Origin of the sequence: Azospirillum sp. TSH64 (genome assembly GCF_003116035.1) — a bacterium.
Taxonomy (GTDB): Bacteria; Pseudomonadota; Alphaproteobacteria; order Azospirillales; family Azospirillaceae; genus Azospirillum.
This window is the reverse complement of the sequence record NZ_LGQW01000015.1, coordinates 5,077,897-5,101,873: the sequence shown is the minus strand read 5'-3', so window position 1 is coordinate 5,101,873 and position 23,977 is coordinate 5,077,897. Positions and strand designations below refer to the sequence as shown.

The window sequence follows — 23,977 nt, the reverse complement described above, 5'->3', positions numbered from 1 at the left end:
CTGCGGCATGCTGGGGAAAACGAACCATGCCCCTCGGGAGGAAATGAATGGACAGCTTCAGCCAGCCCGTATCCCAGGCCGCCGATGCCAAGCCGCTGAGTTTCCCACCGGATTTCCGCTGGGGGGCCTCGACCGCCGCCTACCAGATCGAAGGGGCGGCCAATGCCGACGGGCGCGGGCCCTGCGTGTGGGACACTTTCACGGCTGATGGACGCATCATGGACGGCAGCAGCGCCGCCGTCGCCTGCGACCATTATCACCGCTACCCGGAAGACATCGCGCTGATGAAGGCGGCGGGCTTCGACAGCTACCGCTTCTCCATCGCCTGGCCGCGCATCCTGCCGACGGGAACCGGGGCGGTGGAGACGCGCGGCCTCGACTTCTACGACCGGCTGGTCGACAGCCTGCTGGAGGCCGGCATCACGCCGATGGCCTGCCTCTACCATTGGGATCTGCCGCAGCCGCTGGAGGATGCCGGCGGCTGGCAGGGGCGGGAGATCGTCGGCCCCTTCGCCGACTATGCCCGCATCGTCACCGCCCGGCTGGCCGACCGGGTCAAGAGCTGGATGATGCTGAACGAGCCGAACGTCGTCGCCATCTTCGGCTATGGCGTCGGCGAGCATGCCCCCGGCCACCGGCTGGGCGAACAGGGCATCCTGCGCGCCCTGCACCACCAGAATCTGGCCCAGGGTGCCGCCCTGCGCGCCATCGCGGCGGAGCGGTCCGGCCTGACGCTGGGCACCGTGCTGAACCTTCAGCCGAGCGTTCCCGACAGCGACCGGCCGGAGGATGTCGCCGCCGCCGCCCGCTGGGATGCGGTGTGGAACCGGGTGGCGCTGGACGGGCTGACGCGCGGGCAAATCCCGGCGCTGCTGGCCGACAAAATGGCGGAGTTCGTTCTGCCCGGCGACGAGGAGGCGATCCGTTACCCCATCGATCTGCTGGGCATCAATTACTATTCCCGCATGACGATGAAGCATGAGGAGGGGCGGCCCTTCGCCGTCGGCTGGGGCGAGGCCCGGTGCCGGCGCTGGACCGGCATGGCCTGGCCGGTGCAGCCGGAGGGGCTCTACGACCTGCTGAGCGAACTCCGCACCGACTACGGCAACCCCGCCGTCTTCATCGCCGAGAATGGCTGCGCCTATGACGACGTGGTGACGCCGGACGGCCAGATCCACGATGCCGAGCGGGTTCTCTATTACCGCGAGCATCTGGAATCGGTGGCGCAGGCGCTGGCCGACGGCTGCAACGTCACGGGCTATCTGTGCTGGAGCCTGCTGGACAATTTTGAATGGGCCTACGGCCTGTCGAAGCGCTTCGGCATTGTGAGGGTCGATTACGACACGCTGGAGCGCACGCCGAAGGACAGCTACCGCTTCCTCGCGGAGGTTGTGAGAACTGGACGGCTTTGATCTTTCTTTCGTCGCAGCCCCTGTACTTTCGGCCTGCCACGTCCTATTCGTTGGTTATACGGATGTTGAGGGATTGTGCGGAGGCCCGGAATGGGCGGGATGACCGAGGACACAGGCGGCGACACGGGCGCCGGCAAAGGCTCCGGAACTGGCAAGGGCGGCGATGATGCCGGCGGCAAGGCTCCCGGCTTTGCCCGTCGCTTTCTGAGCCTGGCGGGCGGCTATTGGCATGGGCGCACGCGGGTGACCGTGTGGGCGCTGACCGTGGCGCTGGTCGTGCTGACGGTGGGGCAGGTTTCGGTCCCCGTCCTGATCAACCTGTGGAGCGAGCGGCTGTTCGACGCGCTCGAACAGCGCTCCATGGACCGTTTCCTGACCATGATCGGTCTGGTCGGGCTGATCATCCTCTACAACATCGTCATCGTCGTCCTGCATCTGCGGGTGAAGCGCCGGTTGCAGATGGGCTGGCGCGACTGGCTGACCCGCAAGCTGCTGGAGGACTGGCTGCGCCGCGGCCGGCACCACCAGATCGCCTACATGCCGGGCGAGCACGACAACCCCGACGGCCGCATCGCCGAGGACATCCGCATCACCGCGGAGATGGCCATCGATCTCGGCCATTCGCTGACCTATTGCGCGCTGCTGCTGGTCAGTTTCACCAACATCCTGTGGATGCTGTCCGGCACCCTGTCGGTCACGCTGTTCGGGACCGAGCTGGCGGTGCCGGGCCACCTGCTGTTCGTGGCGCTTCTCTATGCCGCGGTCGGCACCACCATCGCCATGCTGATCGGCCAGCCGCTGGTCAACGCGGTCAACCGCCGCCAGGGCTACGAGGCCGATTTCCGCTTCGCGCTGGCCCGCATCCGCGAGAACGGCCAGACCATCGCCCTGCTGCATGGCGAATCGGCGGAGCGCGGCCACCTCTCCGGCCTGTTCGGCGGGGTGGTGCGGGGCTGGAACGGCCAGACCCGGGCGCTCAGCCACATGATGGTGTTCAGCGCCAGCTATTCGGTGCTGTCCACCGCCTTTCCGGTTCTGGTCGCCGCCCCGCGCTACATCGCCGGCACCATCACGCTCGGCGTGCTGATGCAGACGGCGCAGGCCTTCCAGCAGACGGTCGGCGCCCTGTCCTGGCCCATCGACAATCTGCCGCGCGTCGCCGAATGGCGGGCGTCGGTGGAGCGCGTGCTGAACCTGCACGACGCGCTGGTGCGGCTGGACCGCAATGTCTGCGAGGTGCCGGACGCCCACATCCAGCTGGTGCGTTCCGACGAGCACGACAGGCTGACCTTCCGCGGCGTCGCCATCGACGAGCCGAACGGCACGGCGGTCGTCCATCCCTTCGACCTGGAGGTGCGGCCGGGCGACCGCGTGCTGATCGGCGGCGACGCGACGGCGACCATCCGGCTGTTCCGCGCCGTGGCCGGCGTCTGGCCCTGGGGGCGCGGGCTGATCACCCTGCCGGCCCACACCCGCGTCTTCTTCATGCCGGAACGCCCCTATTTGCCCCATGCCAGCCTGCGCGCGGTGTTGGCCTATCCCGGCACGGCGGCGTCGGTCGGCGACGACAAGGCGGCCGAGGCGCTGGTCAGCGTCGGGTTGCCCGACCTCGTCGGCCGGCTGGACAGCCTCGACCATTGGGACGAGGTGCTGTCGGTGCCCGAGCGCCAGCGGCTGGGCTTCGCCCGGCTGCTGATCCGCCGCCCCGACTGGATCTTCCTGGAGGACGCGACCGACAGCCTCGATCCCCCGGCGGAGGAGGAGCTTCTGTCGCTGATGGAGCGCGAACTGCCGCATGCCACCCTGCTGACCATCGGCCACCATGCGGCACTGGCCGCCCACCACGGCCGCAAGCTGGTGCTGGAGCGCACCAACGGCGCCGTCACCCTGCGCGAGGAGGTGCGGCCGATCCGGCCGGTGGAGGAGAGCGCGGCCTGACCGGCCGCCTCCCGCATCCTTGGAACCGGTCCGAAAAGCTGCCACACTGCGCGGCGGTCATCGTTGGCACCAACAGAAGCAGCCGCCCCGCACCACCATGGACATGAGCGTGAAGAAGACCAGCATCAACGCGGCATGGCGGGGGCTGGCGAACTGCCGGGGGTGCGGCATCCGGGACTCGGCACTCTTCGCCGACCTGACGGAACCGGATTTCAACCTGATCCATCTGCCCATCGACGAGATGACGGTGGCGCCGGGGGCCGCACTCTACCATGTCGGCGACGAGCCGGCGGCGCTCTTCACCGTGCGCGGCGGGCTGGTGAAGCTGGTGCAGTATCTGCCGAACGGCGGCCAGCGCATCGTCCGGCTGCTGCGCACCGGCGACACCGCCGGGCTGGAGGCGGCGCTGGGCGAGCCCTACCGCCACACCGCCATCGCCATCCATCCGGTCCTGACCTGCCGCATCCCGCGCGCGGTGATCCAGCGCCTGTCGGAGGAGACGCAGCACCTGCACCAGCAGCTGATGCGCCGCTGGCACCAGGCGGTGGAGCGGGCCGACGCCTTTCTGGTCGAACTCGGCACCGGCAGCGCCAGGGCGCGGGTCGCCCGGCTGTTCCTGACCCTGGTGGACGACCGCGGCGAGTGCGACTTCTTCGGCCGGGAGGATGTCGGCGCCGTGCTGGGCATCACCACCGAGACCGCCAGCCGCGTGGTGGCGGAACTGAAGCGGCAGGGCCTGCTGGAGGAGCTGCGGCCCAACCGCTTCCGCTGCGACGTGACCGCCCTGCGCGAGCTGGCGGACGGGCCTTAGCCCGTCCCCGGCAACGTACCGGCCTTAAGCCGCCCGCATTTCCCCGACCAGCCCGTCGACCTGACCGGCCAGCGTCCGCAGCTGCTCCTGCACGGTGGAGGAGGCCGACAGCACGCGGTTGGCCGATTCCCCCGACTCCCGCGCCGCATCGGCGACGCTGTCGATGTTGCCGCGGACATGCTGGGTGCTGTCCGCCGCCTCGCCGACATTGCGGGCGATCTCGCGGGTGGCGGCGCTCTGCTGCTCCACCGCGGCGGCGATGGTGGCGGCGATCTCGTTCACCTCGCGGATGGTGCCGGCGATGGAGCGGATGGCGTCGACCGCCTCCTGCGTCACCGACTGCATGGCGGCGATCTGGGCGGAGATGTCCTCCGTCGCCTTCGCCGTCTGGGTGGCGAGGCCCTTCACCTCCGACGCCACCACCGCGAAGCCCTTGCCGGCCTCGCCGGCCCGCGCCGCCTCGATGGTGGCGTTCAGCGCCAGCAGGTTGGTCTGGCCGGCGATGCTCTGGATCAGCCCGACCACTTCGCCGATGCGGCCGGCGGTCTGGGCCAGCCCTTCCACCGTGCGGTCGGTGCGCTCGGCCTCGTCGGCGGCCTTGCGGGCGATCTGGCTGGAGGCGTGGACCTGGGTGCCGATCTCCTGGATCGAGGCCGACAGCTCTTCCGTCGCGGCGGCGACCGCCTTCACGTTGCCCTCGGCCTGCTGGGAGCTGCCGGCGGCGGTCGTCGCCTCCCCGGCGGTCAGGTCGGCGCTGCGGCTCATGCGTTCGGCCATGCTCTGCATCTCGCCGGCGGCCTGGGAGACGCGGTCCAGCACGCCGCGCACGCTGCTTTCGAAATTCTCGGCCATCTCGACCATGGCGCGGCGGCGTTCGCCGGCGGCACGGCCGCGTTCGGCCTCGGCCCGCGCGTTGGCGGCCTTCGCCTCGTTGGCGGTGTCGCGGAAGACCATCAGGGCGCGGGTCATGTCGCCGATCTCGTCCGCACCGGCGGCGGGGATCGGCGCGTTCAGGTTGCCGGCGGCAATCGCCCGCATGGCGTCCGACAGCCCGCTGAGCCGTGCCACGATGTGGCGGCCGACCACCAGCCAGGCCAGGGCGGCGGCGACGATCAGGCTGCCGACCGCGAACAGGACCAGCATCTTGCGGCCGGCGGCGATGGTGTCGTCGGTGCCGGCGACCGCGGCCTTGGCCTCCTCGCGCATCGCGGCGATCTTGCGGTCCACCGTGGCGGCGAAGCGCTGGGCCAGCTGCCGGTTCTCGGCGAGCATCCGCTCGGTGTCCGCCATCGCCGCCAGTTCGCCGCGGCGCAGCGCGATCACCCCTTCCTCGCCACGGCCGAAGCCGATCAGCGCCTTCACCAGCGCGGCCAGCACCTCGGTGCCGGCGGCACTGTCGCCGGCCTGGGCGCGCAGCGTGCCGATCCGCTCGAACAGCGAGGAGGAGGCGGTGGAGAAGCGCTTTTCCAACAGGTCGAGCCGGGCGGCGTCGGGGGCCTGCGACGCCTCGTTCAGGGCGCCGGTCAGGGCGGTGCCGTAGGTCGACAGCTCCAGGTTCGTGCGGAACTGCTCCAGCCCACGGCCGAGCAGATCCTGCACCGCGTCCTGCACCTGGGACCGGATGTCGAAGTTGGCGCGCTTGATATCGCTCTGCACCTTGCGCAGCGGCGCGTTCAGCAGGGTGAGCAGCTGTGCGGCCTGCGTCCGGGCGTCGGCCAGCCGTTCGGCCAGCTGGCGGTCCGCCGCCGGCCCGCCGGTGCCTTCCAGCGCCGCGCGGCGCAGGTCGAAGACATTGTCCTTGCCGTAGCCGAACAGGAACAGCGCGTCGATCTTGCCGGCGGCGTCGGCCGGCAGCCGGTCGCCCAGCGTGCCGAGCGTGGCCGTCACCTGGGACGAGGCCTCCAGAAAGGACTGCTGCTGGTCGCCGACGGTCTTGGCGTCCTGCGCCGCGCCGGAGCGGTTCATGGCGTCGAGCGCACCGGCGATCCCGCCGCGCAGGTCATAGAGCGCGATCATCGACCGCACGGCGTCCGACAGAGCCCCCATCTCGCGGTCGGTGCCGCCGTCGAGCGCCATGCCTTTTTCCTGCAAGGCTTGGCTCGACCCGTCGACCAGCGGCGCCAGCGTCTTCAGGAAGCCGTCATAGGTCTGGGCCAGCCGGGTCGAGGCCGCCTCGCGCCGGTCATGCAGCGACAGGCGCCGGGCCACCCCGTCATTGATGCGGTCGAGCGTGCCGATCAGGGCATTGCCGGTCTCGCGCACCTCCGACAAAAGCGGGTCCTGCGGCCGGCGTGCTGCCAGATCGTCCACCAGGGAGAGGAAGCCGCGGGCGCGCTCCTGCGCCTCCGTCCGAAGCCGTTCCCGCTCCTCCTGGCTGGCGGCGCCGTCCAGCATCGGGGCGGCCGAGGCGATGGCGCCGCTTTCGCCGGCCAGCCGGGTCGCCAGCTCCATCTCCGGCAGGCTGGTGTCGGCGATCTGCGCCATCGGCCGCTCGACCGCCGAGAAGGACACCAGCCCGACGCCGCTGGCCGCCACCGTCATCGCCGCCATGCCGGCGAAGGCCAGCATCAGCTTCGCCCGCACGCCCAACCGCAGGCCGGGGCGGCGTCCGCCGCCTGTACCGGACAGGTCGGGACCGGTTTGCGGGGCGGTGGTTTCGGCGATGGTCATGGCGTCGGTGTCCCTTGAAGGCGGGTGTGGTCGCTGGTCGATCTGCACGAAACGAGGCCTGCACGAAACGAGGCCGGCACGAACTCTGGCCGGGCGCCTGCAGCCTCGCCTGGGGGGAGGGGGGCTGCGCGTCCGCATTGTGCGCAATCACGGCAATGCAAGCGCCGCGAAGTGCTTGCGACCATCGGCCACACCGGCCCTTGCATGCTTTTCGACAGCGCGAGCAGCCGTCAACTTCTTTTTCCGTGACCGAGAAAAGATAGTCGCCGTCCTTCCGCTATACGGAAGAGGTAGGCAAAATGGATGGGAAAATTTCGCTCGCAGGAAACTCCGTTGCCCGCCGCCGGTGGGGTCCGCCCTCCGGTGCCGCGGGGGCAGGAGCCGCCTGTCTTCCAGCGGCCAAGCCCAAGCCCCGGCTTGAGCCTATGCGCAAGGATCATGGCCATAGCGGGCAGCACCAAAGCTATCCGGGCTATCGACCGACCCTATCCCTCTGCTTACCCCCACCGGTGAAAAAGCGATCACTTGGATAGCGGTGCGGCCATACCGATGCCGAGTGGAAGCACCGGGATGGCGTGGCTAGCTTCAGACCAGCAAGTTTGCCCGAGGGAATTCGAGAATGCCGCAGGATGCCAGCCCGCCTTACGCCAATTCTTCCCATGAGGGCTTCCAGGCCGCCGGGGCCGCCGGGGGCCTCGGACGTCCGCCCGGCGGCGGCGCCGACGACGAGACGGTCGCCGGCATCCGCTCCGTCCTGGCGGAGTGCGGCGGGCTGGCGGTCGATGCCGGAACGCTCGCCATCGACGACGACCTCTATGCCGCCGGCCTCACCTCGCATGGCTGCGTCGGCCTGATGCTGGGGCTGGAGGAGCAGTTCGACATCGAGTTTCCGGAAAAGCTGCTGAACCGCCGCACCTTCGAGAGCATCGCCGCCATCCGCGACGCGGTGCGCGGCCTGGTCGACGGGGGCGAGGCGTGAACGCGGCCCTGGCCGGCCTGGCCGAGCTGACTCCAGCATCGGTCCAGGCCCCAGCCAATATCGTGGCCCGCGCGCGCGCCATCGGTGCCGAGATCGCCGCGCGCCACGCCCCTGACGTCGACCGCGACGGCCGCTTCCCCATCGAGGCCTTCGAAGCCCTGCGTGCGGAGAAGCTGCTGGGCGTCATGATCCCGGCGGAACTCGGCGGCGGCGGTGCGTCGCTGTTCGATGTGGCCGCCGCCTGCCATGCGCTGGCCCGCGGCTGCGCCGCCACCGGCATGATCTATGCCATGCACCAGATCCAGATCGCCTGTCTGGTCAACCATGGCGGCAACGGCTGGCACCGCGAGTTGATGCAGCGCATCGCCGCCGGCCAGCTCCTGCTCGGCTCCGCCACGACGGAGAAGGAGACCGGCGGCGACATCCGCAACAGCGTCTGCGCCGTGCAGGCGGATCAGGAGGCTGGCGGCGACCGCTTCACCCTGGCCAAGAACGCGTCGGTCATCTCCTACGGCGACCAGTCCGACGTGATCCTGGTCACCGCCCGCCGCAACCCCGACGCCCCCTCGTCGGACCAGGTGCTGGTGGTGGTGACCAAGGACGATTACCGGCTGGAGAAGACCAGCCTCTGGGACGCGATGGGGATGCGCGGCACCTGCTCCGACGGCTACCGGCTGGAGGCGGCGGGCGTCCTCGACCAGATCCTGCCGCTGTCCTACGCCGACCTGTCGGCCCAGACCATGCTGCCGGTGACCCACATCCTGTGGAGCAGCACCTGGCTCGGCATCGCCGCCGACGCGGTCAGCCGCGCCCGCGCCTTCGTCCGTTCGGAGGCCAAGCGCAAGCCCGGCACCACCCCGGCGTCCGCCGTGCGGCTGGCCGAGGCGACCGCCAAGCTCCAGCAGATGAAGGCCGTCATCCTGGCCGCCATCCGCCAGTACGAGCTGGCCTGCGGCTCACCGGAGCGGCTGACCAGCCTGTCCTTCGCCACCGCCATGGGCACGCTGAAGGTGACCACCTCGGAGCTGGTGCGCGAGGTGGTGGAAGCGTCGATCCGCACCTGCGGTCTCGCCGGCTACCGCAACGACACCCCCTACAGCCTGGGCCGCCACCTGCGCGACGCCCATTCCGCCGCCCTCATGATCGGCAACGACCGCATCATGTCGCACATCTCCACACAGCTGCTCGTCCAGCGCGACGGGTCGGGGGCCTTCGAATGAACATGGTCGACATCACGGCCGCCCAGGCCGCCTATCGCGACGCGCTGGTGGAGGCGGGCCTGCTGATCCCGACGGGCGTGGACGGTCTCTATGGCCGCAGCGGCGTCTTCGAGGATGTGGTGGAGCGCTTCGACGCGCTGGTCACCCGCTGGGGCGGCCAGGACGGGGCGGAGGTGATGCGCTTCCCGCCGGCGCTGAACCGCCAGTATTTCGAGGAAAGCGAGTATCTGAAGAGCTTCCCCCATCTGGCCGGCACCATCCACAGCTTCGGTGGCGACGAGAAGGCGCACCGCACCCTGCTGCGCCGGCTGGAGGAGGGCCAGGACTGGACCGAGGATCAGGTCGCGACCGACGTGGTGATGACGCCGGCCGCCTGCTACCCGGTCTATCCGACCATCGCGCGGCGGGGCCCGCTGCCCGGCGAGGGCAAGCTGATCGACGTCTTCTCCTACTGCTTCCGGCATGAGCCGTCGATCGACCCCGCCCGTATGCAGCTGTTCCGCATGCGCGAATACATCCGCATCGGCACCCCCGATCAGGTCGTGGAGTTCCGCGAGCTGTGGCTGGAGCGCGGGCGCGCGATGATGGGCTCGCTGGAGGTGCCGCTCGACGTCGATGTCGCCAACGACCCCTTCTTCGGCCGGGCCGGCACCATGCTGTCGAACAGCCAGCGCGAGCAGAAGCTGAAGTTCGAGCTGCTGATCCCGATCACCAGCACCGAGAAGCCGACCGCCTGCCTCAGCTTCAACTACCACCAGGACCATTTCGGCCATCTGTGGGACATCCACACCGCCGATGACGGCGTCGCCCACACCGCCTGCGTCGGCTTCGGCATGGAACGCGTGGCGCTGGCGCTGTTCCGCCACCATGGCTTCGACACCGCGCAGTGGCCGGCGTCGGTGCGCAAGGTCCTGTGGGGGTAACCGGCACCATGTGGACGCAGCGCCACCCCGACGGCTACGACCGCCACTCCCTGCACCGGGACGACCAGGGGGGGGAACGGATCTGGCCGGAGACCAATTGCTACGTCGATCTGTGGATCGAGGCGCTGCACGCCCGCGGACTGGAACCGCGGGCGATGCTGGGCTTCACCGTCACCCAGGATTTTGAAGGCGACCAGTTCACCTTCTTCAAGGTGCCGCTGGAGGATCTGGAGACGCTGTACGGCCTGCGCGTGCAGGAGCTGGCGATCTACGACAGCGTCGAGGCCCATGTGGCCGAGCAGCTGCGGAGGAGTCCCGATGGCGGCTTGGTGCTGGTGGAGGTCGACGGCTTCCATTTGCCGGATACCCGCGGCACCTCCTATGGCACCACCCATGTGAAGACCACGGTCGGCATCGTCCGCATCGATCCGGCCGCCGGGACGATGGACTATTTCCACAATGCCGGCTTCTACCGGCTCGACGGTGCCGACTACCAGGGCGTCGCCGCCGCGGCGGCCGGGCCGCTCTTCCCCTATGTCGAGTTCGTCAAGCCCGGCGGGACGGCGCTGGAGGGCGGGGCGCTGGTCGCCGCCTCGCTCGACCTGCTGCGCCGCCATCTCGCCCGCCGTCCCGCCGGCAACCCGGTGACGGCCTACCGCGCCGCCTTCCCGGAGCATCTCGACCGGCTGCTCGCCCGGCCGATGGAATATTTCCACCTCTACGCCTTCAACCTGCTGCGCCAGCTCGGCGCCAATTTCGAACTGCTTGGCGCCCATCTCCGCTGGCTCGACGGCCCTGGGGAAGCGGTGGAGGCCTGCCAGTCCATCGCCGAGGGCGCCAAGGCGATGCAGTTCCAGCTTGCCCGCACGGTGGCCCGGCGCAAGGCGCCCGACCTGACCGACAGCTTCGACCGGCTGGAGCGCGGCTACGACACCGTCATGGGCAGTCTGGCCCGCCGGTACGGGTGAGCGGCGATGGCCCTAATCCGAGCGGTCACGGGACAGCGGCGGACCCTTCTGGATCGGGGATGGACGCTGACCGTCTCGGCGCCCGGCGGACCGGACAGCGGGGAGATCATCCCCGCCCCGGTTCCCGGCACCGCCGCCCAGGCCCTCCAGGCCGCCGGCCTGTGGTCGGCGGAGGAGCCGGCCCCGCTGCATGACAGGGATTTCGTCTACCGCACCCGCCTCAACGGCCATGGCCCCCATGTCCTGCGCTTCCACGGCCTCGCCACCATCGCGGAGGTGCGGCTGGACGGCGAGCGCATCCTGACCTCCGACAGCATGTATCTGGCCCATGAGGTGCCGGTGACGCTGACCGGCGAGGCCGAACTGTCCATCCGCTTCCACGCCCTGCACCCGGTGCTGGCGGCGAAGAAGGGCCGCGCCCGCTGGCGTCCCAAGCTGGCCGAGCCGGCGGGGTTGCGCTTCGTCCGCACCACCCTGCTGGGCCACATGCCGGGCTGGTGCCCGCCGATCCATGCCGTCGGCCCGTTCCGTCCGGTGGAACTGGTGGAGGACACCGGCCCCTGCCGTGTCCTCGCCGCCGACCTGCGCACCGCTTATGACGGACGCGACGGCCATCTGTCGCTCCGCCTGACGGTGGAGGGCGCATCGCCCAGCACCGCCGGTTCGGTCGAGGTCGCCGGCCGCACGGCGCCGCTCGTCTTCGACGGGGTGGACGGCTTCACCGCCGACCTGACCCTGCCGGGTGTCGAGCCCTGGTGGCCGCACACCCATGGCGAGCCGGTCCTGCACGGCGTCGCCGCCCGCATTGGATCGGTCGAAGTGGACCTTGGCCGTGTTGGCTTCCGCTCGCTGGCGGTCGACCGCGGGGTGGACGGCACCGGCTTCGCCCTGCTGGTGAACGGCGAGCGGGTGTTCTGCCGCGGCGGCTGCTGGGTGCCGGTCGATCTTGTCGGGCTGTCGTCCGACCGTGCCGCCTACGAGCCGGAGCTGCGCCGGCTGCGCGAGGCCGGCGCCAACATGGTCCGCGTCGGCGGCACCATGCTCTATGAGGGCGACGCCTTCTTCGAGCTGTGCGACGAGCTGGGCCTGCTGGTCTGGCAGGACGCCATGTTCGCCAATTTCGACTATCCCACCGACACCGCCTTCCTCGACAGCGTGCGGGCGGAGATCGCGCAGCTGCTCGACCGCACCCAGGCGTCGCCGTCGCTGGCCGTGCTCTGCGGCGGCAGCGAGATGGAGCAGCAGGCGGCCATGCTGGGCCTGCCCCGCGCCTCCTGGGCGCAAGCGGCCCTGACGGCGGTGATTGCGGAGGAGACGACGGCCCGGCGGCCCGACCTGATCCAGGTGCCGAACTCCCCCAGCGGCGGGCCGCTGCCCTTCATCGCCAATGCCGGGGTGACCCATTATTACGGCGTCGGCGCCTACATGAAACCGCTCGACGATGCCCGGCGGGCGGGGGTGCGCTTCGCCAGCGAATGCCTCGCCTTCGCCAACCTCCCCGAGGAGGATCCGCTCGGCGTTCCGGCGCTCCACCATCCGCGCTGGAAGGCGCGGGTGCCGCGCGATCCCGGCGCCTCCTGGGACTTCGAGGATGTGCGCGAGCATTATCTGGAAAGCCTCTACGCCGTCGATCCGCGCCGCCTGCGCTACGAGGATCCCGACCGCTACCGCCGCCTGTCGCGCGCGGTGACCGGCGAGGTGATGCAGGCGGTGTTCGACGAATGGCGGCGCGCCGGCTCCAGTTGTGCCGGCGGTCTGGTCTGGCAGTGGCGCGACATCGCTCCGGGCGCCGGCTGGGGCGTGGTCGCCGCCGACGGCACGCCGAAGCCGGCTTATTACGCGCTGAAGCGCGCCTTCCGCCCGCTGCGGGTCATCCTGACCGACGAGGGTGTCAACGGGCTGGCGGTGCATCTGGTCAACGACACCGCCCGGCCGGTGGAGGCCCTGCTGCGGCTGACCGCATGGCGGGAGGGGGGGCGTGACGGCTCGGTCCCGGTGCTGAAGGCGGAGCGTCCGGTGACGGTTCCGGCGAGGGGTGCGGTGGCGCTGGCCGCCGCCGAACTGACCGACCGCTTTTTTGACACGACCTACGCCTACAGGTTTGGGCCTATCTCGCACGATGTGGTCACGGCGCAGGTGCTGCTGGCCGAAAGGGACGCGGAACCAATTGACGAGTCTCATTATTTTCCAAAGGGACGCTCGCTGCCGCGCGCCGACCTGGGGTTGACGGCGGTGGTCGAGCGCCAGGGGAGCGGAGACGGCGACGCGTGGGCGCTGCGGCTGGCGGCAGGGCGGTTCGCCTGTTCGGTGCATGTCGAGGATGAGCGGTTCCAGGCGGATGACGGCTGGTTCCATCTCGCCCCCGGCGTCGAGCGGGTTGTCACCTTGCGGCCGCGTGCAGGTTCGCAAAGTGGGAATGGGGTTGGGGTTACGGACGGGACGGCATCGGCCGGACGGATGGTGCCAGACGGCGAGGTCCATGCGCTGAACGCGATGGCGCCCGTCCGCTACAGGGGGAACGCATGAAGCCGACACCGGTGGTGTTCGAGGGTTGTTTCGGATGGCTGCACCCGGCCGAGGGGCTGCGCGGGGTGGTCCTCTGCGGTCCCTACGGGTATGAGGAGCTGTGCGCCCACCGCGCCTGGAAGAGCTTCGCCGAAAGCCTGGCGTCCGCCGGGCTGCCGACGCTGCGGTTCGACTATCCCGGCTCCGGCGATTCGGCCGGCGACGACGGCGAGCCGGACCGGGTGCGCGCCTGGCTGGACGGCGTCAAGGCGGCGGTCCGCCGCCTGCGCGAGGACACCGGCGTCACCGACGTGACCCTGGTCGGCTTCCGCATGGGAGCGCTGCTCGCCACCGCCGCCGCGCTGGAGATGGCGGAGGACGGGCAGGGCATCGACAGGCTGGTGTTGATGTCGCCGATCACCTCGGGCCGCAAGGCGGTCCGTGAAATGCAGACCCTGTCCTCCATCGTGCTGCGTCCGGTCTGCAACCCGGAACCGCCGGAGCGCTCCTCCTGGCTGAACGTCATCGGCATGCCGCTGACGCCGGAAACAGCACTGACGCTGGGCGGCCTCAACCCCTGCGACGCCCCGGCCCTGCCGGCGCCGCGCATCCTGATCGCTGACCGGCCGGAGGGGAAGACCCCGGTCAAGCTGGCCGCCCGCTGGCGCACGCTGGGTGCGATGGCGGAGCCGATGGGCGTCAGCGGCATGATGGAGCTGACCCAGCAGCCGCAGCGCGCCCAGGCCGCCGCCGCGTTCGAGCCGGTGCTGCGCTGGATCGTCGCCGCCGCCCCGGTCGCCGCCGGCGCCACCCCGCCGCCGGATCGCCCGGCCGGGCTGATGATGCCGACCGCGGTCGAACGCCCGATCTTCTTCGGCACCGCGCCGGAGCTGTTCGGCGTCTATTGCACGCCGGTCCTGGCCGATCCGGCCGGCAACCGGCCGGCCATCCTGTTCCTGAACAGCGGCGCCACCCACCATGTCGGCTCCGGCCGCGCCACGGTGGTGCAGGCTCGGCGGCTGGCGGCGCGCGGCTACGCCTCGCTCCGCATCGACGCGGCCGGCATCGGCGACAGCCCCGACCGTCCCGGCTTCCCCGACAATCTCCTCTACAACAAGGAGGTGATGGGCGACGTCCGCGCCGCGCTGAACTGGCTGGAGGAGCAGGGGCACGAGCGCGTCGTCGTCATCGGCCTGTGCGCCGGCGGCACGCCCGCCCTGCATGCCGGGCTGGGCGACGACCGCGTCGTCGGGCAGATCGTGCTGAACCCCGGCCGGTTCGAGATGGGCGGCGGCATCGCCGTGTCGGAGCTGATGCGGACGGTGGCCTTCCGCTCCACCAAGGAATATCTGATCGAGGCGCTGAAGCCGGCCCGGCTGCGCGCCAGCTTCCGCAAGCCCGCCCGCCTGACCGGGCTGGCCAGGCGTCTGGCCGGGCGCTTCTTCCGCAAGGTGCTGCTCCGCACCGGCCTGACGCGCCACGCGCTGCGCATGTTCCGCCGCCTGTCGGTGGAAGGCCGGCGGGTGCTGGTGGTCTACAGCAGCGGCGACATGACGCTGGCCGAGTTCTACCTGCATCTGGGCGAGGGAGGCCGGGCGCTGGACGGCCTGTCCGGCATCGAAGTGGCCTATCTCGACCGCTCCGACCACAGCCTGACGGTCTGGGAGGCGCGCGACCGGCTGGACCGCATGATCGACCGCCATCTGGCCGGTCTGGACAGCGCGGCGCAGGCGGACCCCGCCGCCTCGGACCTGACCGGCTGGGGCCTCGATCTGTCATCGGGAGGGCTGCCATCCGGCGAGCGGGTGGGGTAGGGCAAAGGGGGGCGAAGAATGCCCTCTCTCCCCCGGGGAGAGGGAGGGGACCCGCGCTGGAGGCGTGGGGAGGGTGAGGGGGCCGGCGCGCAAAGCGCGCCGCCAAGGGGCATACTGCCCCTTGGCAATCCCCTGGCGCAGGCGTTCCGCCCGCGCTGCCCCCTCACCCAACCCTCTCCCCGGAGGGGAGAGGGCTTATAGGCAGTCGCCTTGACCTGACCTCGTTGCCCCCTCCTTACCCCAGCAACTCCGCCAGCGACCGTGCGACCACCTGGGTTGCCTTGCGCAGGTCTTCCAGCACCAGCTTCTCGTCGGCGCGGTGGCCGTTGGCTTCCAGCAGGTCGCGCGGGCCGGCGCCGTAGAGGATGGTCGGGATGCCGGCCTCCGAATAATGGCGGGCGTCGGTGTAGAGCGGGATGCCGGTCTGCCCGACCGGAACGCCCAGCACCTCCTGCGCCTGCGCCGCGAACAGCGCCGCCAGCCGTGGCGCGTCGCCGACCGAGCGGAAGGGACGGGCCAGCAGGATGCGGCGGATCGACACGCGGATGCCGTCCCGGCCGGCGGCGGCACCCTCGATCAGGCTGCGCAGCTCGGCCTCCACCTCGGCCGGGTTCTCTTCCGGGATCATGCGGCGGTCGAGGCGGAAGGTGACGCGGTCGGGAACCACGTTGGTGTTGATGCCGCCCTGGATCAGCCCGATGGTCAGCGACGGGTGGGTGATGCCGGCGACGCCCGACCGGCGCGCCGCCAGCTCCGGCCGGTGGGCGTAGAGCGCGGCCAGGATGCCGGTCGCCGCCTCCAGCGCGTCGTGGCCGGTGTCGGGGCGGGCGGCGTGGGCGGACTTGCCGTCGACCTGCACCTCCAGATGCAGGCAGCCATTGTGCCCGGTCACCACCGAATAGGCGAAGCTGGCCGACACCGCATAATCCGGCTTGGAAATCCCCTGGTCGAGCAGCCATTTCGGCCCGATCTCGCCGCCGGCCTCCTCGTCATAGGTCAGGTGCAGTTCCACCGTGCCCTTCAGCGGAGCCATTGATTCCATCAGCGCCCGAAGCGCGAAGGCATAGCTGGCGAAATCCGACTTGGACACCGCCACGCCGCGGCCATACATCACGCCGTCGCGGATCTCGGCGCCGTAGGGATCGCTCGACCAGCCCTCGCCGGGCGGCACCACGTCGCCATGGGCGTTCAGCGCCACGGTTGGGCCATCCCCGAAACGGTGGCGGATCACCAGATTGGTGGCGCTGATCATGCCGTTGGCCCGCACCAGCTCGGCCGGCACCGGGTGGCGCTCCACCGTGAAGCCCATCGCCTCCAGCAGCTCGGCGGCGCGGACGGCATGGGGGGCGCAGTCGCCCGCCGGGTTGTCGGACGGCACCTTCACCAGCTCCGCCAGGAAACGGACCTCCTCGTCGAAGTGGGCATTCACCGCCTCATCCAGGGTGGCGGCGAGGGAGGGAGACAGGTCGGTCATGGCAGGCGGTCCGTCAGGAGTTTGCGGGCTGGAAATTTTCGACGAAGCGGGCGAGCACCCGTGCACCGGCCTCGGCGTCGGCGGCGGTGATGCGTTCGGCCGGGTTGTGCGAGATGCCGCGTTCGCAGCGCACGAACAGCATGGCGATGTCGGTCAGCGCCGCCACCGCCATCGCGTCATGGCCGGCGCCGCTCGGCAGCTCCGGCGCGTCCAGCCCCTCGGCGGATGCGGCGGCGGCGACCTGCGCCATCAGCGCCGGGTGGCAGGCCACCGCCGGGCTTTCATGCAGCGTCTCGAAGCCGATGGCCACACCACGGGCGTCGGCGATGGCCTCCAGCCGGGCGCGCACCGCGCCGACCCGTTCCAGCCGCAGGGGATCGCGGTCGGCGCGCAGGTCGATGGTGAAGCGGACCTTGCCGGCGATGACGTTGGTGGCGCCGGGCGACGCCTCGATCCGGCCGACGGTGCCGACCAGCCGCTCCTGTCCCGAGCAGAGCTGCTCCACCGCCAGGATCATCTCGGCCGATGCCGCCAGCGCGTCGCGGCGCAGGGTCATCGGCACGGTGCCGGCATGTCCGGCCATGCCCTCCACCGTCACCGCCAGCCGGGTGGCGCCGGCGATGGCGGTGACCACGCCGACCGGCCGGCCCAGCGCCTCCAGCACCGGCCCCTGTTCGATGTGCAGCTCGGCATAGGCCAGCACGTCGTCGGCCTTGTAGGCGGCGTTGGCCCAGGCGGCGGGATCCAGCCCGAAGGCGGTCATCGCGTCGGCCAGCCGGGTGCCGGCGGCGTCGCGCGTCTCCAGCACCGCCGGGTCGAAGGTGCCGGCGATGGCGCGGCTGCCGATCAGCGTCGATTGGAAGCGGGTGCCCTCCTCGTCGCCGAAGCCGATCACCTCGACGGCGAAGGGCAGGCGCCGGCCGCGGGCGTTCAGCTCGGCCACCACGGCGATGCCGCTCAGCACCCCCAGCATGCCGTCATAGCGCCCGGCATCCCGCACGGTGTCGAGGTGCGAACCGATCAGCAGGGCCGGCAGCCCCGGCCGCTCGCCCTCGTAGCGGCCGATGATGTTGCCGACGGCATCCTCGCGCACGCCCATCCCGGCCTCGCGCATCCAGCCGGCGACGAGGTCGTTGGCGCGGCGGTGTTCCGGCGTCAGGTAGAGGCGCGACAGCCGCCCCTCCTCCGCGCTGATCGCCGCAAGCGCGTCGATGCGGTCGAGAAGGGCCGCTCCCGACAACAGAGACTCGGGCTGCGGAGAGTCGGGCGGCAGGGAATCGGGCATCGGCGGTTCCGGAATGCGCTGAGGAAGCGGGACGATGGAATCAGGACTATGGAGCCGGTTATACGCCGAAGCGGCACTCCCACCCTAGCCCCCGGCCGGCGAAGACAGTTTCAAAGAATCCCGGAAAGGCGCAGCCCCGGCACCGTCCGCTCGTGCCGCAGCGCAAAAAGACAGGCGGGAATTCGTTGGTGGTGCCGAATAATGTCTACCACCCTCTGGAAGCCTCGGGCAGACTTCATAGATGAGGATGAACAAAAGCACTGGATGACGGCGCGTATTTGCTGCAACCGCGAAAGAAACAGCTGAGGGGAGGTGCGTCCATGACGTCGTTCGATCCCGACATGCCTTTCGAGAACGCAACGCCGATTGGCCGGCCCGGTGCCGGCCTGTGGTTCAACAACCGGACCGAGCTGGTCCAGGCCCGCACGCTGGCGGGGTGGATCATGCTGCTGGCGGAGGACCGCGATCTGGACGACCGCCAGCTGGCCGTCGCCACCGGGTTGGACATCGAGGATGTGCGCGCCGTGCGCGAGGGTGCCGTGGCGATGCTGCCGCCGCGCCTGCTGAACCGGGCGCTCGCCCGGCTGGAGGGCCGGAACGACGAAGGGCGGTTGCAATAGCTGCAAACCGCCCTTCGCGAAACCGGTGCGCCGTGGCGTCGCGTCAGGCGACGGACAGGACATCCACATACATGTTGGCGGGCGCCGACAGGTGGATGCGGTACAGCATGCCGGACTGGTCGACGATGATATCGGCGACCGGGTTCTTGGTCGACAGGTCGGTGACCGCGGCGCGCACATTGCGCGGCAGCTGGTCCAGTTCGACGTCGCGGTAGCCGGTCTTGTCGGAAAGCTTGATGGTCTTGGTGCCCATGATGGCAGCTGCTCTGTTCCAGAAGGCTTGAGAGGGGATACTCGATTGGCCGCGGGACAATGGTCCCCGGCGGTTAACCAACGGTTAAGCAGCCTCTCCGGCTCTCCGCCCCTGGCGCAGGGCAGCAGCGCATGCGGTGCAGGGGGGCGAATGGCCCCCCGGCAACCCATTGAGTCAGCGGCGGTCGTGCCCGCCGCTGCCCACCATGGCGTCCCCATGCCGCAGGGTGTCGTCTTCCGGCAGCGGCCGCTTGCCCAGCACCATGGAGCTGTTGTCGAGCGCCGCCACCATCGCGTCCCGCGCCGGGGCGCCGGGGCCGGTCACGCTGCCCTCGCCCTGCGGCGCTGCCGGCTCCACCCGCTCGCCCATGCCGACCGAATTCGTCTGGCCCGGCGCATTGTGGCTGGCGACGCGCAGGTCGTTCTGCACATGGCCGACGCCCGACACGCTCTCGGCGATGTCCTCCGCCCGGCGGCGGGCGGTGCGGTCGCCGACAGTGCCGGACAGCGTCACCTCGCCGCCCTCCACCCGAACGCCGATGTCGGAGGCGTCGATGTGGTGGTCGTCGGTCAGGCGCTCGTTGATGTCCTCCAGGATGCGGTCGTCGGAGCGGCGGTAGTTGCGTGGGCCGACGCCGCGATAGCGGGCCTGCGGGCTCATCTTGACGAACTCTTCGCTCCAGGGATGGCGGTGCATGGCGGCCTCCGTCTTGTTGATGTCAGACTCCTTTGCCCTTCAACAAAAGTTGCGCCCGTGGCGTTCCGGCACTTGAGCCCGGCGCACCCGGAAGGTCAGCCTTGCGGGGTGAAAGGGGATGGGGAGCGAATCCGCCGCAACCTTGGCCGCGCCCGGCTGTTCGGTCCGAAAAGCTTTCGGTCGAGGTTGAGTGCCATGAAACAGTCTGACTCGAGCGCCGCCCTCTGGGCGCGGGGCGGTTTCGCCCTCTGGGCGATGGTCATCCTGCTGGCGGTCTTGGGGCTGGGGGCGCTGGGCGGCGGCCTCTGGCTGATCCTGCTGGGCGGCTCCTGGTACTACGCCGTCGCCGGGCTGCTGTTCCTCGCCACCGCCGCCTTGCTGGCGAAGCGGTCGCCCACGGCCTTGTCGGTCTATGCGCTGCTGGTGATCGGCACGCTGATCTGGGCCTTGTGGGAGGCCGGGCTGGACTGGTGGCCGCTTTCGGCGCGCGGCGACGTGATCGCGGTGGTGGGCTTCCTGCTGCTGCTGCCCTGGGTCACCCGCCGCCTGGGCGAGCGCCAGCCGATGGCCGGCGAACCGGCGCCGGGGGCCTATCCCGTCGGCGCCTTCCGCGGCACCGGCATCCCGCTGACCGCCGCGCTGGCCATCGTGCTGCTGGTCGCCGTCGCCTCCTGGTTCACCGACCCGCACCGCATAGACGGCACCGTTCCGGCGCGCCAGCAGACCGCCTCCGCCGCGTCCCCCGCCGGCGGCAGCGGTCCGGCGGTCCCGGACGGCGAGTGGCAGGCCTATGGCCGCACCGGCTTCGGCCAGCGCTATTCGCCGCTGACCGGCATCACGCCGGAGAATGCCGACAAGCTCCAGGTCGCCTGGAGCTATGAGACCGGCGACCTGCGCGGCCAGCCCGGCGACCCGAAGGAAACCACCTTCGAGGTGACGCCGCTGAAGATCGGCAACCGGCTGTTCCTGTGTTCGCCGCACCAGCATGTCATCGCGCTCGACGCCACCACCGGCAAGGAGGTCTGGCGCCGCGACCTGCAGATCGACCAAAAGCAGCTGGCCCTGCAGCACCTGACCTGCCGCGGCCTGTCCTACCGCCCGGCCCCGCAGGCCACCGCATCCACCCCTGCGGCCGGCGGTGCCTGCGCCGCCCGGCTGTTCATGCCGACGGCGGACGGCCGCTTGGTAGCGCTGAACCCGGAGGACGGCTCGATCTGCACCGGCTTCGGCGAGAACGGGCAGGTCAACCTGTGGGCCAACATGCCGAATGTCCGGCCCGGCGCCTATTATTCGACCTCGCCGCCGGTGGTGACCGCCAAGCTGATCGTCGTCGGCGGCACGGTGCTCGACAATGTCTCGACCAAGGAGCAGTCGGGCGTCGTCCGCGCCTTCGACGCCGACAGCGGCCGGCTGGTGTGGAACTGGGATTCGGCCAAGCCCGACCAGACCGCGCCGATCGCCGACGGCCAGACCTACACCGTCAACTCGCCCAACAGCTGGTCGATCGCCAGCGTCGACGAGGCGCTGGGCATGGTCTATCTGCCGCTGGGCAACCAGCCGCCCGATCAGTTCGGCGCCAACCGCAGCCCGGAGGTGGAGCGCTTCTCCTCCTCCGTCGTGGCGCTCGATCTGGCGACGGGGCAGGTGCGCTGGGTCTTCCAGACCGTGCACCATGACCTGTGGGACTATGACGTGCCGGCGCAGCCCAGCCTGATCGACCTGACCGTCAATGGCCAGACCGTCCCGGCGCTGGTCCAGCCGACCAAGCAGGGCGAGCTGTTCGTGCTCGACCGCCGCACCGGCCAGCCGGTGCTGCCGGTGACCGAGACGCCGGCGCCGCAGGGCGCCGCCGACGGCGACCATGCCGCCCCGACCCAGCCGGTCTCGGCCCTCTCCTACGACCCGCCGCCGCTGAGCGGGGCCGACATGTGGGGGGCGACGATGTTCGACCAGCTCGCCTGCCGCATCGCACTGAAGCGCCTGCGCTACGACGGCCGCTTCACCCCGCCGTCGCTCCAGGGGTCTCTGATCTATCCCGGCAATTTCGGCGTCTTCAACTGGGGCAGCGTCGCCGTCGATCCCCAGCGGCAGGTCGCCTTCACCACCCCGACATATCTCGCCTTCGTCTCGCAGCTGGTGCCGCGCAAGAACGACACCGACCTCTATGTCCAGGGCGGCGAGCGGCCCAAATTCAGCCTGCCGGCGTTGAACGAGAATTTCGGCGCGCCCTATGCGATCAAGCTCGGCCCCTTCGTCTCGGTGCTCGGCCTGCCCTGTCAGGCGCCGCCCTGGGGCTATGTCGCCGCCGCCGACCTGACGACAGGAAAGGTGGTCTGGAAGCACAAGAACGGCACCACCCGCGACGCCTCGCCGGTTCCGCTGCCGTTCCGCATGGGCGTGCCCAACCTGGGCGGCCCGGTCATGACCGCGGGCGGCGTCGCCTTCCTGTCCGGCACCATTGACTATTATGTCCGGGCCTACGACGTCTCCACCGGCAGGCAGCTGTGGGAGAGCCGCCTGCCGGCGGGAGGCCAAGCGACGCCGATGACCTACCAGGGCGAGGACGGCCGGCAATATGTGCTGGTGGTGGCCGGCGGGCATGGCTCGCTCGGGACCAAGGGCGGCGATTCGGTGATCGCCTACGCGCTGCCGAAATGACCCTCCCCCCTACTGCCGCTTCCCGCACCTCAATCCATTCCCCGGAGGGCATTCCGTGACCATCGTCGTCCATCATCTCAACAACAGCCGGTCGCAGCGGATCCTGTGGCTGCTGGAGGAGCTGGAGCTTCCCTATGAACTCCGCTTCTACCAGCGTGACAAGACGACCAATCTGGCGCCGCCGGAATTGAAGGCGGTGCACCCGCTGGGGAAATCGCCGCTGCTGGAGATCGACGGACGGATCGTCATGGAGTCCGGCGCCATCGTCCAGCATCTGTGCGAGGGTGCCGGCCGCTTCCTGCCGCCGGCCGGCTCGGACGACGCGCTGCGCCATCTCCAGCTGATGCATTTCGCCGAAGGCTCGGTGATGACCCCGGTGCTGCTCGACCTCTATGTCGGGCGGCTGGGCGAGGCGGGCGCGCCGCTGCATCCCCGCATCCAGGAGCAGCTGGCCAGCCATTTCGACTATCTGGAGTCCGAGCTTCGACCGTCCGGCCATTTCGTCGGCGACAGCCTGACCGGTGCCGACATCATGCTCAGCTTCCCGGTCGAGATTGCGATGATGAAGGGCAACCGCAGCCGCTGGCCGAAGCTGGCCGCCTTCGTCGACGCCATGCACGCCCGTCCGGCTTGGCAGCGCGCGCTCGCCAAAGGCGGCGCCTACTTCAAGTGAGGGCCAATGAAAAGGCCCGCTCCGGTCTTCCGGGGCGGGCCTTTTTCAAATAAAACCGGCAATCCTCAGCGCGTCGGCACCGGCGGAGTCTGCGAGTAGTCGTAGAAGCCGCGGCCGTATTTCTTGCCGATCCAGCCGGCTTCGACATACTTCACCAGCAGCGGGCAGGGGCGGTACTTGCTGTCGGCAAGGCCCTCGTACAGCACCTGCATCACCGCCAGACAGGTGTCCAGCCCGATGAAGTCGGCCAGCTCCAGCGGGCCCATCGGGTGGTTGGCGCCCAGCTTCAGCGCGGTGTCGATGGCGTCGACGCCGCCGACGCCCTCATACAGCGTGTAGACGGCCTCGTTGATCATCGGCAGCAGGATGCGGTTGACGATGAAGGCCGGGAAATCCTCGGCCACCGCGGCGGTCTTGCCGATGGCGAGCGTCAGTTCCTTGATGGCGTTGAAGGTCGGCTCGTCGGTCGCGATGCCGCGGATCAGCTCGACCAGCTGCATCACCGGCACCGGGTTCATGAAGTGCATGCCCATGAACTTGGCCGGCCGGTCGGTCGCCGCCGCCAGACGGGTGATCGAGATCGACGAGGTGTTCGTCGCGATCAGCGCCTCCGGCTTCAGGTGCGGGACCAGCTTCTTCAGGAGGTCGCGCTTCAGCGCCTCGTTCTCGGTCGCGGCCTCGACCACCAGATCGCAGTCGCCGAAGATCGACAGGTCGGTGCCGGTGACGATGCGGGCCAGCGCCGCCGTCTTGTCCGCCTCGCTCAGCTTGCCCTTCTGGATCTGCCGGTCGAAGTTCCGGGAGATGCCGGCGAGCGACTTTTCCAGCGCCGCTTCGCTGATGTCGGACAGGAAGACGTCGTAGCCGGCCTGGGCACAGACCTGGGTGATGCCGCTGCCCATCTGGCCGGCACCGATGATGCCAATCTTCTTGATCGTGGTCATGGAGGCTGTCCCGCGAAGGATGTGGGTGGTTGGTCCGCCATGGCGGTCGCCGGTTCCGTCCGGCGACCGCCGCGGCGGCCTGGATCAGCGCGCCTTATCCAAGCTTTTCCGTCAGCTCCGGCACGGCCTTGAAC

Annotated in this window: 18 protein-coding genes; 12 read left to right on the top strand and 6 right to left on the bottom strand. The window is 70.1% G+C overall.

Annotated features, from left to right (window positions below; translation table 11 throughout):
• Window positions 1–47 precede the first annotated feature (47 nt).
• From TSH64_RS24475 to TSH64_RS24465, 3 genes are all read left to right on the top strand, one after another.
• The gene (locus TSH64_RS24475; protein WP_109449012.1) at window positions 48–1,412 is read left to right on the top strand and encodes a GH1 family beta-glucosidase; all 1,365 of its coding nucleotides are present in this window, start codon (window positions 48–50) and stop codon (window positions 1,410–1,412) included.
• A gap of 99 nt (window positions 1,413–1,511) precedes the next feature.
• On the top strand, window positions 1,512–3,350 hold the full coding sequence (locus TSH64_RS24470) for an ABC transporter ATP-binding protein/permease (protein WP_247873123.1): 1,839 nt from the start codon (window positions 1,512–1,514) through the stop codon (window positions 3,348–3,350).
• A gap of 103 nt (window positions 3,351–3,453) precedes the next feature.
• The gene (locus tag TSH64_RS24465) at window positions 3,454–4,161 is read left to right on the top strand and encodes a Crp/Fnr family transcriptional regulator (RefSeq protein WP_247873122.1); all 708 of its coding nucleotides are present in this window, start codon (window positions 3,454–3,456) and stop codon (window positions 4,159–4,161) included.
• A 24-nt stretch (window positions 4,162–4,185) separates the two neighbouring features.
• Here TSH64_RS24465 and TSH64_RS24460 read toward each other — a convergent pair whose 3' ends face one another.
• Window positions 4,186–6,831 (bottom strand): methyl-accepting chemotaxis protein, encoded by a 2,646-nt coding sequence (locus TSH64_RS24460; RefSeq protein WP_109449006.1) that lies wholly within the window; start codon window positions 6,829–6,831, stop codon window positions 4,186–4,188.
• Window positions 6,832–7,450: 619 nt separating this feature from the next.
• On the opposite strand from TSH64_RS24460, the gene TSH64_RS24455 reads away from it, so the two are divergent.
• From TSH64_RS24455 to TSH64_RS24430, 6 genes are read left to right on the top strand one after another with little or no spacing between them, the layout of a single operon-like run.
• Window positions 7,451–7,810: an acyl carrier protein gene (locus TSH64_RS24455; RefSeq protein ID WP_282188120.1), complete on the top strand. Its 360-nt coding sequence runs from the start codon at window positions 7,451–7,453 to the stop codon at window positions 7,808–7,810.
• Complete coding sequence (locus tag TSH64_RS24450; protein WP_109449004.1) at window positions 7,807–9,030, top strand: acyl-CoA dehydrogenase family protein; 1,224 nt, start codon at window positions 7,807–7,809, stop codon at window positions 9,028–9,030. Before TSH64_RS24455 ends, TSH64_RS24450 begins: the two co-directional genes overlap by 4 nt.
• Window positions 9,027–9,953: an amino acid--[acyl-carrier-protein] ligase gene (locus TSH64_RS24445; RefSeq protein WP_199237656.1), complete on the top strand. Its 927-nt coding sequence runs from the start codon at window positions 9,027–9,029 to the stop codon at window positions 9,951–9,953. Before TSH64_RS24450 ends, TSH64_RS24445 begins: the two co-directional genes overlap by 4 nt.
• An 8-nt stretch (window positions 9,954–9,961) precedes the next feature.
• The gene (locus tag TSH64_RS24440; protein ID WP_109449000.1) at window positions 9,962–10,921 is read left to right on the top strand and encodes a DUF1839 family protein; all 960 of its coding nucleotides are present in this window, start codon (window positions 9,962–9,964) and stop codon (window positions 10,919–10,921) included.
• Between the two features lie 6 nt (window positions 10,922–10,927).
• On the top strand, window positions 10,928–13,447 hold the full coding sequence (locus TSH64_RS24435) for a glycoside hydrolase family 2 protein (RefSeq protein WP_109448998.1): 2,520 nt from the start codon (window positions 10,928–10,930) through the stop codon (window positions 13,445–13,447).
• A complete protein-coding gene (locus TSH64_RS24430; RefSeq protein ID WP_109448996.1) occupies window positions 13,444–15,240 on the top strand; it encodes an alpha/beta fold hydrolase in 1,797 nt (598 codons plus the stop codon). Before TSH64_RS24435 ends, TSH64_RS24430 begins: the two co-directional genes overlap by 4 nt.
• A gap of 235 nt (window positions 15,241–15,475) precedes the next feature.
• Here TSH64_RS24430 and TSH64_RS24425 read toward each other — a convergent pair whose 3' ends face one another.
• Window positions 15,476–16,714 carry a M20/M25/M40 family metallo-hydrolase gene (locus TSH64_RS24425; RefSeq protein WP_109448994.1) on the bottom strand — a complete coding sequence of 413 codons (1,239 nt, stop codon included), beginning with the start codon at window positions 16,712–16,714 and terminating at the stop codon, window positions 15,476–15,478.
• 13 nt (window positions 16,715–16,727) lie between these two features.
• On the bottom strand, window positions 16,728–17,999 hold the full coding sequence (locus TSH64_RS24420; RefSeq protein WP_109448992.1) for an allantoate amidohydrolase: 1,272 nt from the start codon (window positions 17,997–17,999) through the stop codon (window positions 16,728–16,730).
• A gap of 320 nt (window positions 18,000–18,319) precedes the next feature.
• On the opposite strand from TSH64_RS24420, the gene TSH64_RS24415 reads away from it, so the two are divergent.
• Window positions 18,320–18,619, top strand: a complete 300-nt coding sequence (locus tag TSH64_RS24415) for a hypothetical protein (RefSeq protein ID WP_109448990.1) — start codon at window positions 18,320–18,322, stop codon at window positions 18,617–18,619.
• A gap of 43 nt (window positions 18,620–18,662) precedes the next feature.
• Here TSH64_RS24415 and TSH64_RS24410 read toward each other — a convergent pair whose 3' ends face one another.
• Both TSH64_RS24410 and TSH64_RS24405 read right to left on the bottom strand, forming a co-directional pair.
• Entirely contained in the window at window positions 18,663–18,872 is a 210-nt protein-coding gene (locus TSH64_RS24410; RefSeq protein ID WP_085090871.1) for a hypothetical protein, read from the bottom strand.
• A gap of 174 nt (window positions 18,873–19,046) precedes the next feature.
• Window positions 19,047–19,568, bottom strand: a complete 522-nt coding sequence (locus TSH64_RS24405; protein WP_109448987.1) for a BON domain-containing protein — start codon at window positions 19,566–19,568, stop codon at window positions 19,047–19,049.
• Window positions 19,569–19,763: 195 nt separating this feature from the next.
• Here TSH64_RS24405 and TSH64_RS24400 point away from each other — a divergent pair, with 195 nt between their 5' ends.
• Entirely contained in the window at window positions 19,764–22,226 is a 2,463-nt protein-coding gene (locus TSH64_RS24400) for a glucose/quinate/shikimate family membrane-bound PQQ-dependent dehydrogenase (RefSeq protein ID WP_109448985.1), read from the top strand.
• A gap of 55 nt (window positions 22,227–22,281) precedes the next feature.
• Window positions 22,282–22,899 (top strand): glutathione S-transferase, encoded by a 618-nt coding sequence (locus TSH64_RS24395; protein ID WP_109448983.1) that lies wholly within the window; start codon window positions 22,282–22,284, stop codon window positions 22,897–22,899.
• 65 nt (window positions 22,900–22,964) lie between these two features.
• Here TSH64_RS24395 and TSH64_RS24390 read toward each other — a convergent pair whose 3' ends face one another.
• Entirely contained in the window at window positions 22,965–23,843 is an 879-nt protein-coding gene (locus TSH64_RS24390; protein ID WP_109448981.1) for a 3-hydroxybutyryl-CoA dehydrogenase, read from the bottom strand.
• Window positions 23,844–23,977 lie beyond the last annotated feature (134 nt).

Coding starts and splice junctions, on each gene's coding strand:
- TSH64_RS24475 (WP_109449012.1), top strand. CDS start 48: ATGGACAGCTTCAGCCAGCCCGTATCCCAGGCCGCCGATGCCAAGCCG.
- TSH64_RS24470 (WP_247873123.1), top strand. CDS start 1,512: ATGACCGAGGACACAGGCGGCGACACGGGCGCCGGCAAAGGCTCCGGA.
- TSH64_RS24465 (WP_247873122.1), top strand. CDS start 3,454: ATGAGCGTGAAGAAGACCAGCATCAACGCGGCATGGCGGGGGCTGGCG.
- TSH64_RS24460 (WP_109449006.1), bottom strand. CDS start 6,831: ATGACCATCGCCGAAACCACCGCCCCGCAAACCGGTCCCGACCTGTCC.
- TSH64_RS24455 (WP_282188120.1), top strand. CDS start 7,451: ATGCCGCAGGATGCCAGCCCGCCTTACGCCAATTCTTCCCATGAGGGC.
- TSH64_RS24445 (WP_199237656.1), top strand. CDS start 9,027: ATGAACATGGTCGACATCACGGCCGCCCAGGCCGCCTATCGCGACGCG.
- TSH64_RS24440 (WP_109449000.1), top strand. CDS start 9,962: ATGTGGACGCAGCGCCACCCCGACGGCTACGACCGCCACTCCCTGCAC.
- TSH64_RS24435 (WP_109448998.1), top strand. CDS start 10,928: ATGGCCCTAATCCGAGCGGTCACGGGACAGCGGCGGACCCTTCTGGAT.
- TSH64_RS24430 (WP_109448996.1), top strand. CDS start 13,444: ATGAAGCCGACACCGGTGGTGTTCGAGGGTTGTTTCGGATGGCTGCAC.
- TSH64_RS24425 (WP_109448994.1), bottom strand. CDS start 16,714: ATGACCGACCTGTCTCCCTCCCTCGCCGCCACCCTGGATGAGGCGGTG.
- TSH64_RS24420 (WP_109448992.1), bottom strand. CDS start 17,999: ATGCCCGATTCCCTGCCGCCCGACTCTCCGCAGCCCGAGTCTCTGTTG.
- TSH64_RS24415 (WP_109448990.1), top strand. CDS start 18,320: ATGACGTCGTTCGATCCCGACATGCCTTTCGAGAACGCAACGCCGATT.
- TSH64_RS24410 (WP_085090871.1), bottom strand. CDS start 18,872: ATGGGCACCAAGACCATCAAGCTTTCCGACAAGACCGGCTACCGCGAC.
- TSH64_RS24405 (WP_109448987.1), bottom strand. CDS start 19,568: ATGCACCGCCATCCCTGGAGCGAAGAGTTCGTCAAGATGAGCCCGCAG.
- TSH64_RS24400 (WP_109448985.1), top strand. CDS start 19,764: ATGAAACAGTCTGACTCGAGCGCCGCCCTCTGGGCGCGGGGCGGTTTC.
- TSH64_RS24390 (WP_109448981.1), bottom strand. CDS start 23,843: ATGACCACGATCAAGAAGATTGGCATCATCGGTGCCGGCCAGATGGGC.